We start from the raw sequence: 12310 nt of genomic DNA, 5'->3' as shown, positions 1-12310 counted from the left end.
ATATGACCTCGATCGATTGATCTACAACAGTTGCAGAATCTATAAATTGCAAGTGTTTGCGGAGTTTGACAAAAGAGGGGTAGGCTTTATTTCCTTATGGGTTCTCTACAATAAAAAGATAAAAACTTTATAAATAATACATATATAAATTATTTTTTTTGATACAATCGTAAACAATATTATAATTTAACATTAACAAATATGGTTACATTTACAGGCACAAATAGCAATGATACACTTCCCTCTCTCACTGAGGATAATACAGGCGATGATATTTTTCAACCTTTACTGGGAGTTGATCAAGTTTACGGAGGAGACGGAGATGATATTCTTATTATTGATTATTCAAGTAACACTTTCGCCGGAAATAGCTCATACTCTCAAGGATTAAATACTAATAGTTTCACTGATGATGGTTCGGGATCATTTTCGGGCTATCATACTGCTTACAAAAATACTAATGGTGACTATGATCAGGTTTATTTCGAGAATATAGAACGATTTAACATTACTGCCACAAACTTTAATGATTATATTATGGTAGGATGGAATAATGATATTGTTAACGCTGGTGCAGGAAATGACACCATTGAAGCAGTAGAAGGCATTGACTCCATCGATGGTGGTGCTGGAATAGATATTATCAATTATACCAATTTAGCCGATGCCACTAATAACCTCACCATTAACAACAGTGGTGCAACTATTACCACCAGTAACGACACAGTTATTAAAAACGTTGAACAATTCAAAAATCTTTACACAGGTAGCGGTAACGATAACATAGCCTTCACAGGACGCTATAATAACGATGGAATTGCTACAGGTGACGGCAATGATACCATTAATCCGGGATTAGGAATCGATAATGTTTATGGTGGTAACGGTACAGATACCCTAATCATCAACTATTCTAGTAATGCTTTTGCAGGAAATACTTATCCTGCTGGTATAAATAGTGCTATTAACTTTAACGTTAACGGTACTTACAACGGCTGGGTAAATGCTTATTATGATAGTAGTGGTAACTATGATCAAGTTTATTTTTATGACATTGACAAATTGATCATCACTGGTACAGCCAAAAAAGATTATTTTGATCGAGGTGGCGGTACAATTACCATTGACGGCGGTGCGGGAATAGATACCATCAATATACTAGATTTAGGTCTTGAAACTGTTAATTTGACTATTACCGATACGGGTGCTACTATTACCCAAGCTAACGGCACGGTAGTTAAAAACGTTGAACAATTCAAAAACCTTTACACATATAGCGGTAACGATAACATAGCCTTCACTGGACGCTATAACAACGACAGAATTGATACAGGTAACGGCAATGATACCATTAACCCCGGATTAGGAATCGATAATGTTTATGGTGGATTTGGTACAGATACCCTAATCATTGATTATTCTACTAATGCTTATGGGGGTAATGCTAATTATCCAGCAGGTATTAAAACTAATAGTTTTTACCATGAAGGGGGGGGATCTTGGTCCGGAAATTTATATGCTTATTATAGTAGTGGTAACGTTGATCAAGTTTCTTTTTCTGGTATAGAACTATTTAACATCAAAGGTACTAGCGGTGGTGATATGCTTTATGGAGGTAGCGGTAATGATACCCTCATTGGTAATAATGGTAACGACTTAATCGAATCCGGTGCAGGTAACGACATCCTTGACGGTGGTAGTGGCACTGATAGCCTCAAAGGTGGTAAAGGTAACGATACCTATGTCAATCCTACTGGTGATGCTATTACCGAACTTGTCGCAGAAGGTATAGACATCGTTGAATCTAATGCTACTTTCACTTTAAATACCACTGCCTTAGCCAACGTAGAAAATCTCACCTTAACAGGCACAACGGCTATTAACGGTACGGGTAACGCTCAGAAAAACTATATCTTAGGGAACAGTGCTAATAACATTCTGAGCGGTTTAGGAGGTAACGATATTCTTGACGGTGGAGATGGTAACGATAGCCTTGATGGTAGTACTGGTAATGATATTCTTGATGGTGGTATTGGTAATGATACTCTTGTAGGGGGCACTGGCAATGACACCTATATTGTAGATGCCACCGGTGACGTAGTGACAGAAACTTTGACTACGGCTACAGAAATTGATACTGTACAATCTTCTATTACTTATACATTAAGCGCAAACGTTGAAAACCTGATCTTAACAGGTACAACGGCTATTAATGGTACAGGTAACGCCTTAAGTAACCTCATCATCGGTAATAGTGGTGCTAATACCCTTAGCGGTGGTGATGGTAATGATACCCTTGATGGTGGTGGTGGTGGCGGTAAAGATACTCTTGTGGGTGGCGTTGGTAATGATATTTATATTGTGGACAGTATAAAGGATGTGGTGACCGAAACCTCTACTATTGCCACAGAAATTGATACTATACAATCCTCCGTTACTTACAAATTGGAAGCAAACCTTGAAAACCTTGTTTTAACAGGTATAACGCTGATTAATGGTATTGGTAACGGCTTAAATAACAACCTCACAGGCAATACCGCTAACAATAATCTTAACGGTGGTGATGGTAACGATAGTCTTGATGGTGGTGGCGGTAATGATACTCTTATCGGTGGTACTGGTAACGATATTTATATTGTGGATAGTACAACGGATGTGGTGATAGAAATTTCTTCTACTGCCACAGAAATCGATAACGTACTATCGTCTGTCACTTATACTCTGGTGGGAAACGTAGAAAACCTCACTTTAACAGGTACAACTGCCATTATTAATGGTACGGGTAACACCTTAAATAACGTTATAACTGGTAATAGTGGTAATAATACCCTTAATGGTGCCGCAGGTAATGATACCCTTGATGGTGGTGTTGGTGCTGATACTCTCATCGGTGGTACTGGTAATGACCTTTATATTGTCGATAACACTGGTGATATAATTCAAGAAACATCTACCACTGCTACAGAAATCGATAGTGTATTATCTTCTGTCACTTATACCCTAGGTGCAAATTTAGAAAACCTTACTTTAACGGGCTTAACCGCTATTAATGGTACTGGTAATACTCAGAATAACCTCATTACTGGTAGTGCTGGTAATAATATTCTCACTGGTGGTGCTGGTAATGATACTCTTATCGGTGGTAATGGTAATGACCTTTATATTGTCGATAATACTGGTGATATAATTCAAGAAACATCTACCACTGCTACAGAAATCGATAGTGTATTATCTTCTGTCACTTATAGTCTGGGTGCAAATTTAGAAAATCTTACTTTAACGGGCTTAACCGCTATTAATGGTACTGGTAATACTCAGAATAACCTCATTACTGGTAATGCTAATAATAATATTCTCACTGGTGGTGCTGGTAATGATACTCTTATCGGTGGTAATGGAGGTGATAAACTTGTGGGCGGTGAAGGTAATGATATTCTCAACTTAGGTTTAGGAGATGCCGTTACTGATACTGTGATTTATAATCCCAGTGATGGTAGTGACACTGTTAATGAATTTAGCCTTGGTAGTGATAAATTCGCTGTTGTGGGTTTACTTTACATTGACGTAAAGGTTTCGGGTGCTAGTACTGAATTTCGTCTCGGTAATGGCACTCAAGGTGACGCTGGTTTCGGCACTGGTAGTTTACTATTTACTATTACGGGTATAAATACTTTTAATACTGGTAATATTGCCTCTAGTGTTGATGCTTCTAATACCGCTAATTTCTTCTTTAGCTAGTAATTTCTTTTTATTAATTTTTGGTGGGGCGTTGCCCTCGTATCGTAGGGGCAGTTGACTATTTATTATGCCCGTATCTTTAGCCACCGATCACTCACTATTAGCTTTGTCAAGAAGATTGCAAGGAGATTTATTTGTTGGAATTCTTATCTCACAATGAAACGAATTTTATTGCTAATTTTTAAGTTATATTCGGGGAAGTCTTGATTAAGGGAAACTCTTTGATATAGTTCAATCATGGTTGTTTTCAAAGGCTTTGATTTTATCATAAAGACTATCTACGGTTTCATCTTTAAATAGTTGCTTTTTAATATGAGAATAATCACCTTGTCCTAAGTGACAAATTTCTCAAAAACGCATCACTTTTACCACGTCTAAATGATCAATTAAGACGTTAAATGCTTCTTCGATAATTTCTTGATCTGTGTTAAGATTAATTTTCATTGTCTAATTCCTGTATAAAATCTATGGGATTAATGGCTTTTATATACGCTAGTATCTAAATAAATTTTCATGATTTATTCTTACTTTAATTATAAAAAATAGTTTCGTATTTCACCCCTTCACTCTTATCTTAGGTATGATTTGTGGGCGGTGCATCACCTTACTTTATCTTATGGCTATTCCCGCTAAATAACCAGTAGTCCAAGCATTTTGAAAATTAAATCCTCCCGTTACTCCATCAATGTCTAAAATCTCTCCTGCAAAATATAAATGAGGACAAATTTTACTCATCATTGTTTTAAAATCTATCTCTTTTAAGGTAACTCCTCCACAAGTCACAAATTCATCTTTAAATATTCCTTTTCCTTGAATAAAATATTCTCCTCTAGTTATTTCTATTGCTAGTTTTTCTATCTCTTTTTTAGTCATTTCTGCCCAAATTTTATCCCCATTACTTAAGCTATAATTAACCAAACTTTGCCAGAATCTTTTCGGTAGATTAAATTGATTAAAATTAATAACTTTTTGTTTAGATACAGAATCTTTTATCTTATTTAATTCTGGCTTTATAGATTCTAAATTATACTCAGGAAGCCAGTTAATAATTAAGGGTAAATTATAGTTATTTTCATGTAAAATTCTAGCACCCCATGCAGATAATTTTAAGACAGCTGGTCCACTTATACCCCAATGAGTTATTAATAATGCTCCCTTTTGTTCTAGTTTTTTACTCTGTTTAATTCTGAGTTCTAAATGTATATTATTAAAACTAATTCCTGCTAAATTTTCGATTCTTTGATCTTTAATTTTAAAGGTAAATAAAGAGGGGGTAGGAGATTGTATGGAATGACCTAATTTTTTTGCCCATTCATAACCTAAAGGGTTACTTCCTGTTGCTATTAAAACTGATTTTGTTGTCAAAATATTACCTGATTTTAGGATTAAATTAAAACCTAATTCTGATTTATTAATTTCTTTGACAGGAGTTTTGGTTAAAATTTTGATTCCTAATTGTTGTGCAGTTTTTACTAGACAATCAATAATAGTTTGAGAATCATCAGTGATAGGAAAAATTCTTCCATCTTCTTCAGTTTTTAATTTTACTCCCCGACTTTCAAACCACTTAATGGTATCTTGGGGTTGAAACCGAGAAAAAGCCCCTCTTAATTCTTTCTCCCCACGAGGATAGTTATTCACCAATTCCCTAGGGTTAAAACAATTATGGGTAACGTTACACCTTCCCCCCCCAGAAATTTTCACTTTGGTTAATACTTGATTTGTTGCTTCTAAAATTGTAATCTTGAGGTTAGGATTATGTATCCCACAATTAATCGCCCCGAAAAAACCCGCAGCACCACCGCCGATAATGATAACATCAGAATAATCTGTCATTTATTGATAATTTATAGTTGATAAGTACTTGGGCAAAATTAATTGTATATAGGCAATGGGTAACAAGGGGTAACAAGGGGTTTAAACCCCTTACCTTGCCGTGCATTGTTGTCAAAGGCTTGGGAAAAATAAAATCCACAATTAATTTTACTTACCTACTTATAGCTACTCTGTTTAGTAAGCCTTTTAAGGTAAAAAAGATAATTGCGATAATAAACCTTGAAAAATAAATTATGACTCTTTTTGCTTTTCAATTTCAATCTCCAGGGCCTATTTTATTTGAAATTGGTCCGATAAGTTTAAGATGGTATGGATTTTTAATTGCTTCGGCAGTGTTAATCGGTGTTATTATTGCTCAAAAATTAGGAGAATATCGTAACATAAATCCTGATTTAATTGGTGATTTAGTTATTTGGTTAGTTATCGGTGCTATTCCTACTGCTAGAATTTATTATGTCTTATTTGAGTGGGAAAATTATGCCCAACATCCTCAAGATATAATTGCTATTTGGCAAGGAGGAATTGCTATTCATGGGGCTATTATTGGTGGTGTTATTGCCGCTTTAATTTTTGCTAAGATAAATCGTCAATCTTTTTGGCAATTAAGTGATGTTATTGCACCTTCTTTAATTTTAGGACAAGCTATTGGTAGATGGGGAAATTTTTTCAATTCGGAAGCCTTTGGAAGACCGACAAATTTACCTTGGAAGTTATATATTCCCCCACAAAATCGACCTTTTGAGTATATAAATTTTGAGTATTTTCACCCTACTTTTTTATATGAATCTTTATGGAATATCGGGGTTTTTATTTTATTAATTACCTTATTTTTTTGGAGTCTGAAACATAATAATAAATTAAAAAATGGTACTATATTTTTAGTGTATTTAATTACTTATAGTCTTGGTAGAGTTTGGATAGAAGGTTTTAGAACGGATAGTTTAATGATTGGGTTTTTGCGCACTGCTCAAGTAGTTAGTTTAAGTGCGATCGCTTTTGGTCTATTTGGTTTAATCTGGTTATACCTCTTCAAAAAATCCCTACCTGATCTTAAAAACTAGCCATTACTTAACCCGGTGGCCATTGCATTTGGCGATCCCCCAAAATATGTAAATGAAGATGATCAACAGTTTGTCCTCCATCATTACCATTATTAATGACAACTCGATAACCATTAGTTAAATGAGCTTCTTTTGCAACTTTTTTAACAGTCAATAATAAATGCCCTAATAATGCCTTATCCTCATTGTCAGCACTGTCAATGCGTTCAAGAGGTTTTTTAGGGATAACGAGAATATGAGTGGGTGCTTGAGGATTAACGTCTTTAAAGGCTAAACATAAATCATCTTCATAAACGATATTTGCTGGAATTTCTCGGCGGATAATTTTACTAAAAATAGTTTCACTCATAAATTAAATTGTTAGCAGTATTTATTTAACGAATAAATCATTATAAATTATTAATTTTCCGATAGCCTAATAACCAATTCGCTATAGTTGCTCGACGAGTTTGAGGTGGTCCAAATTCACCTATTTTATAACCCTTAAAACCCAATTCTTCTTTTAATAGTTGTTTATTTTCAGGAGGAATAGAACGAGTTAACTTGACATTAGGAGGACGATGGGCAATAAAATCTGGTGGTTCTGGATATTCTTCTGCCCAAGATTGTTCTACTTGAGAAAGATCCCATTTTTCCTTAACAAAATCATAACGATAACCCAAATAATACCACACTAATTGATTAACAATATCATTTTCTAATTTTTCGTTAATTATTTGCCAAATAGTTTCATCATTAAGAGGAGGTAAATTATTGAACATAATAAGGTATAGCAATCCTAAATCATTGGCTAAGAATTAAAGATTAAAAAATAAATCTGTAAATCTTACTATACCTCAAAGCTGACCACTGAAAGCTGAAAGCTAACCACTGAAAGCTAGTAAAATCTTCATTCTAAATTCTAAATTATTTTTCCATATCACTGAGATTAAAGATAAACGGCACATTCCCCCCATTACTGGCAGCACCGTTAGTAACTAATACTTTCGGCATTTGCGCCCCACCTTCTCTCCATGCTTCGATCGCCTCTTTCTGTAACACTAAAGCACCACCTTGATTACTAAGAGTTTCGGCAAGTAATCTTTGAGCTTCGGCTCTACCCCTAGCACGATTAATATCAGCTTGAGCTTGTTGTTCAGCTTCTTGAGCTATATAAACCGCACGTTGAGCCCGTTGTTCAGCGATTTGTTTTTCTTCTACAGCCCTAGCAAATTCAGGAGAAAAAGCTAAATCCACGACACTGGTATCTAAAACAAGAATACCGTATTTTTCAAGACGAGTAATCAGAGCATTATCAAAGTCATCTTTTAATTCTGTACGCTTTGTAATCGCTTCTTCTACAGTACGTTTAGCCGCCGCAACTTTAAAAGATTCTTGAGTTTGGGGTGCAATAATTTTAGCAACAATATTTTGTAAAGTTCCTTGGGTTCTTCTTATTTCTACCACTTTTAAAGGATCAAGACGGAAATTAATGGCAAAACTAGCCGATAAATCTTGTAAATCCTTTGTTGAACTTTGAGCCGGGACAGCAAATTTCTGGACAGTTACATCATAAACATCAACGTTAGAGACGAGAGGCGGTTTGAAGTGAATACCCTCTAATAATACACTATCTTGAGCTTTTCCTAAAATACTCAAGACTCCAGCTTGTCCAGGATTAATAATAATGAAAGAATTAAAACCTACGAATACCAGTAAAGCGGCTAAAATCCCAGCAATCAAATTAGAGATACTGGCTGTTGGTTGACGATCCAATTGTTTAAACTCCTAAAAGTTCGATAAATATAGATTAATTCTAACATTACCTGAGTTTCATTTTTTCATTAGAACAAGATAAGGGGAAGAAAGGAACACAGAAGAGGAGAAGATTATGTATTATTATTTTATACTTTTTAAATTCTTCATTCCTCATTCTCATTCCTAATTATTTAAGATCTGTTTTTTTCAGCCCAAACTCTAGTAGATAATCCCCAAATATAAATAAATCCTTCTGCTGCTTTATGATCAAATTGATCATCCCCGCCATAGGTAGATAAATCAGGACTATATAAAGAATAATCTGATCTTCTTCCTACTACAGTAGCGTTACCTTTAAAGAATTTAATTCTAACCGTGCCACTAACTCGTTTTTGAGTTTCATCAATAAAAGCATCTAAAGCCGTTTTAAGGGGGTTATACCATAAACCTTCATAGATTAAACGACTATACATCTCATCTACATGACCTCTTTTATAATGGGTAACATCACTGGTTAAAGTTAGGCTTTCTAAATCCTCATGGGCTTTGATTAACACTAATAAAGCTGGCGCTTCATAAATTTCTCTTGATTTAATCCCTACTACTCGATTTTCGATCATGTCAATTCGACCAAAACCATGATTACCAGCAATTTCGTTAATTTTAGTAACCAAAGCAACAGGGGATAAACCCTCACCATTAACGGCGACAGGGATGCCTTTTTCAAAAGTAATTTCTACATATTCAGGCTCATTAGGGGCATCTACAATGGATTTAGTTAAAGCATAAACTTCTTCTGGAGGCTCAGTCATAGGATCTTCCAAAGGTCCTGCTTCAATACTACGGCCTAATAAGTTGCGATCAATACTAAAAGGAGAAGATTTTTTAACAGGTGCTTCAATACCAAATTTTTCACCGTAGGAAATCGCTTCTTCCCGACTCATACCCCATTCTCTAGCAGGGGCTAAAATTTTAATGTTAGGGTTTAAGGCCGTAATACCAACATCAAAACGAACTTGATCATTTCCTTTGCCAGTACAACCGTGGGCTACTGCATCAGCACCGTATTTTTCAGCGGCTTCTACCAACAATTTAGCAATTAAAGGACGAGCTAACGCCGTAGAAAGGGGATAACGATTTTCATATAACGCATTAGCTTTAATAGCAGGAAAAGCATAATTAATGACAAATTCTTCCGTTGCATCCGCCACCAAGGACTCTACAGCACCACATTTTAATGCTTTTGCTTGAATAGGACCTAATTCTTCTCCTTGTCCTAAATCCGCCGCTAGGGTGATTACTTCCTTAACACCCCATTCTTTCATTAAATAAGGAATACAAACAGAGGTATCAACTCCCCCAGAATACGCTAAAACTACTTTATTAGCACGACTCATAAAATTTACTCTACTATCGATAGAACTAAGTGGTTATTGTAGCAATAAGAGTATTTTTAACCAATTAAAAGTCAAGATTTGCCTACTTTTCCCTCTTTTCTTGAGAGTAAAATTTAATCGGTTTTAATTTATTCTCTTTTTTTTGCCCCATATCTGAACAAATTGTCCGTTTATATTGACTTTTTTTTTAATATTTGTTATCATCGAATATGTGAGTCAAATCAAATGGGATTGTAGCTCAGCTGGTTAGAGCGTCCGCCTGTCACGCGGAAGGTCGCGGGTTCGAGTCCCGTCAGTCCCGTTTCTTTACATTACTTGTTTTGATTAGGGTTCACTCCTTTGACTTATGATAATTATCATAATTGATGCAAATTTGATGCAAAAATCTTGAATTTATTAAGTTTACTCAATTCTTACTCAAATTTGAAGAGTCTTATTTTCTGATGACACTAATTTGTTATCACGCTATTTAATTTGTTACTGTACAGATATTGTCAACGGTTAATTTTAGTCGTAAGTTGACGTGATTGATAAAAAGTTTCTAAACTATCAGTATCTCCTACAAAGCGCCAATGCCAAGGCTCATAACTGATACCCTGTAAATTATCTTGGGGAAAAGATAACTCAAAACTATACTGGGGTGCATTTTCTTTTAACCATTTATAAGCGGCAGTGTTTTCAAAATTAGTATTTAAATTAGTTGCAGGAACATTACCATCACCAATATCCAGAGCATAACCAGTATGGTGCTCACTATAACCCGGAGGAGCACTTACTTCGGCTCTTTTTGATGTTACTTGTTTTCGTTGTTCTTTTACCTTAAAAAAAAGATATTCTTGGTCTTTAACAGAGCGAAATCCTGAAATAGGAGTTAGAATGACACCTTGTGTCCTTGCATCCCGTTGCATTTGTAAAAACTTATCAGCCGCTTTTTGCCTTAACTTAATACTTCCGTCACTGGTGATGGATTTTAATTCACTTTGAGGAGCTTGTTTATAGGGTAAATGTCCTAAAATATTATCAAGTCTTTTTCCCTCACTATTCTCTGTTGAAAGGGAATTATCGGGTATTGTTATCGGGCTATTGCTATTATTGGGAGTTTCACTGACAGAATTTTTATTCTTAATTTGTGGTGACTCAGGATTTCGGTAAAAAAAAAGTACAACCAATGTTAATAACCCTATGGTAGTGGCGATAATAATTATATTAACTATATGTATGGCTATAGAATTTGATTTAACCACAGATTTTTTTGCTTCCCTCAAAGCGACTGGAATTTCATCCATAGACTTTACATTTCTTAATTTGATCTTAATTATTTTAACTTTTTGTGGCTCAATCATCATCATTGATTAGTAAATTTCAGGTTATTTCAGCTAAATTTCAGGTAAACTAGCTTTAATAAATTAATTAACAATAGACTTTGAGAACCAAATATTTTTAAGTAGCTTGTAGTCAGGAATTTCTCTCTAAATTTTCTCACTATACTTGATGTCTAATCAACTATAAAAAATTAGCCCTTAAAATTAAACTTATTCTCTTAATTATTTAAAATAAAAATTAAATTCATATGAGTTACGATCTTGAAAAATCCGTATTAGAAAGATATGAAAAAGGAGCAAAAAATCATGAAGCAAGTTTATGTTGCCCAACGGAATATGATACTAAATATTTGCAAATTATCCCTGATGAAATTATAGCAAAAGATTATGGATGTGGAGATACTACAAAATATGTAAATGAAGGTGAAATAGTTGTTGATTTAGGCTCAGGGGCAGGAAAAAATTGTTATATTATTGCTCAAAAAATCGGTAAAAATGGACAAGTTTTTGGTGTTGATTTTAATGAGGAAATGTTAAACTTAGCTCGTAAATATCAGCAAGAAATTACCGATAAATTAGGTTATCAAAATACCCACTTTATTAAAGGTAAAATTCAAGATTTAAAATTACCTTTAGATCAAGTAGAATTATGGTTAAAAAATAACCCTATTAAAAGTTTAGAACAATTACGCACTTTTGAAACAGAATGCGAACGTCTTCGGAAAGAAGAAACCTTAATTAAAGACAATTCTGTTGATGTAGTAGTCTCTAACTGTGTCTTAAACTTAGTTAAACCTGATGATAAAAAACAACTTTTTGATGAAATTTATCGAGTTTTAAAAAAAGGCGGAAAAGCAGTTATTTCTGATATAATTTGTGATCAAGATGTCCCTTTAGAAATGATAAATGATCCTGAATTATGGAGTGGTTGTATATCGGGTGCTTTTCGTGAGGATAAATTTATTAAAATGTTTGAAAATGCTGGATTTAAACAAGTAGAAATAGTAGCTCGACAACAAAAATCTTGGCAAGTAATTAATGGTATAGAATTTCGCTCCTTAACAGTAAAAGCCTATAAAGAAAAGACAGCAATAACTAATAATAACTCTTGCTGTTCTCCAAAACAATCCTGTTGTTAAAAATAGGGTAGGCATTGCTTTTGAAAATCACTTTTTTTTAGACTAAAACTTTGACAAGAACTATTTTAATTAAAATTATT

The 12310-nt window shown here is 34.4% G+C and carries 8 protein-coding genes, 1 tRNA gene and 1 pseudogene; 4 read left to right on the top strand and 6 right to left on the bottom strand.

From position 1 onward, the window contains the following. Positions 1–201 precede the first annotated feature (201 nt). Positions 202–3738: a calcium-binding protein gene (locus tag FWJ34_RS02140; RefSeq protein WP_308253685.1), complete on the top strand. Its 3537-nt coding sequence runs from the start codon at positions 202–204 to the stop codon at positions 3736–3738. 609 nt (positions 3739–4347) lie between these two features. Here the strand turns inward: FWJ34_RS02140 and FWJ34_RS02135 are convergent. After that, entirely contained in the window at positions 4348–5574 is a 1227-nt protein-coding gene (locus FWJ34_RS02135) for an NAD(P)/FAD-dependent oxidoreductase (protein ID WP_308253684.1), read from the bottom strand. Between the two features lie 233 nt (positions 5575–5807). Here FWJ34_RS02135 and lgt point away from each other — a divergent pair, with 233 nt between their 5' ends. After that, positions 5808–6635: a prolipoprotein diacylglyceryl transferase gene (lgt, locus tag FWJ34_RS02130; RefSeq protein ID WP_308253683.1), complete on the top strand. Its 828-nt coding sequence runs from the start codon at positions 5808–5810 to the stop codon at positions 6633–6635. 7 nt (positions 6636–6642) lie between these two features. Here lgt and FWJ34_RS02125 read toward each other — a convergent pair whose 3' ends face one another. The 4 genes from FWJ34_RS02125 to FWJ34_RS02110 all read right to left on the bottom strand — a co-directional run bounded on the left by FWJ34_RS02125 (position 6643) and on the right by FWJ34_RS02110 (position 9769). Further along, positions 6643–6984, bottom strand: coding sequence for a histidine triad nucleotide-binding protein (locus FWJ34_RS02125; RefSeq protein WP_308253682.1), 342 nt, complete (start codon positions 6982–6984; stop codon positions 6643–6645). A gap of 40 nt (positions 6985–7024) precedes the next feature. After that, the gene (locus FWJ34_RS02120) at positions 7025–7396 is read right to left on the bottom strand and encodes a DUF1823 family protein (RefSeq protein ID WP_308253681.1); all 372 of its coding nucleotides are present in this window, start codon (positions 7394–7396) and stop codon (positions 7025–7027) included. A gap of 145 nt (positions 7397–7541) precedes the next feature. Beyond that, positions 7542–8390 (bottom strand): prohibitin family protein, encoded by an 849-nt coding sequence (locus tag FWJ34_RS02115; protein WP_308253680.1) that lies wholly within the window; start codon positions 8388–8390, stop codon positions 7542–7544. A gap of 173 nt (positions 8391–8563) precedes the next feature. Continuing rightward, entirely contained in the window at positions 8564–9769 is a 1206-nt protein-coding gene (locus tag FWJ34_RS02110) for an argininosuccinate synthase (protein ID WP_308253679.1), read from the bottom strand. A gap of 227 nt (positions 9770–9996) precedes the next feature. Here FWJ34_RS02110 and FWJ34_RS02105 point away from each other — a divergent pair. Then, positions 9997–10070 (top strand) — tRNA-Asp (locus tag FWJ34_RS02105). Positions 10071–10263: 193 nt separating this feature from the next. Here FWJ34_RS02105 and FWJ34_RS02100 read toward each other — a convergent pair. Beyond that, entirely contained in the window at positions 10264–11055 is a 792-nt protein-coding gene (locus tag FWJ34_RS02100) for a D-alanyl-D-alanine carboxypeptidase family protein (RefSeq protein ID WP_308253678.1), read from the bottom strand. 284 nt (positions 11056–11339) lie between these two features. On the opposite strand from FWJ34_RS02100, the pseudogene FWJ34_RS02095 reads away from it, so the two are divergent. After that, a pseudogene (locus FWJ34_RS02095) lies at positions 11340–12221 on the top strand (methyltransferase domain-containing protein); the annotation flags it as partial. Positions 12222–12310 lie beyond the last annotated feature (89 nt).

Source organism: Geminocystis sp. GBBB08, assembly GCF_016743215.1.
Lineage (GTDB): Bacteria > Cyanobacteriota > Cyanobacteriia > Cyanobacteriales > Cyanobacteriaceae > Geminocystis.
The sequence above is the reverse complement of the archived record's forward strand: the minus strand, read 5'-3'. Positions and strand labels throughout refer to the sequence as shown.

Bases quoted from the DNA above. Each gene is read 5' to 3' on its own strand.
- FWJ34_RS02120 (WP_308253681.1), bottom strand. From the start codon at position 7,396: ATGTTCAATAATTTACCTCCTCTTAATGATGAAACTATTTGGCAAATA.
- lgt (WP_308253683.1), top strand. From the start codon at position 5,808: ATGACTCTTTTTGCTTTTCAATTTCAATCTCCAGGGCCTATTTTATTT.
- FWJ34_RS02125 (WP_308253682.1), bottom strand. From the start codon at position 6,984: ATGAGTGAAACTATTTTTAGTAAAATTATCCGCCGAGAAATTCCAGCA.
- FWJ34_RS02140 (WP_308253685.1), top strand. From the start codon at position 202: ATGGTTACATTTACAGGCACAAATAGCAATGATACACTTCCCTCTCTC.
- FWJ34_RS02135 (WP_308253684.1), bottom strand. From the start codon at position 5,574: ATGACAGATTATTCTGATGTTATCATTATCGGCGGTGGTGCTGCGGGT.
- FWJ34_RS02100 (WP_308253678.1), bottom strand. From the start codon at position 11,055: ATGGATGAAATTCCAGTCGCTTTGAGGGAAGCAAAAAAATCTGTGGTT.
- FWJ34_RS02110 (WP_308253679.1), bottom strand. From the start codon at position 9,769: ATGAGTCGTGCTAATAAAGTAGTTTTAGCGTATTCTGGGGGAGTTGAT.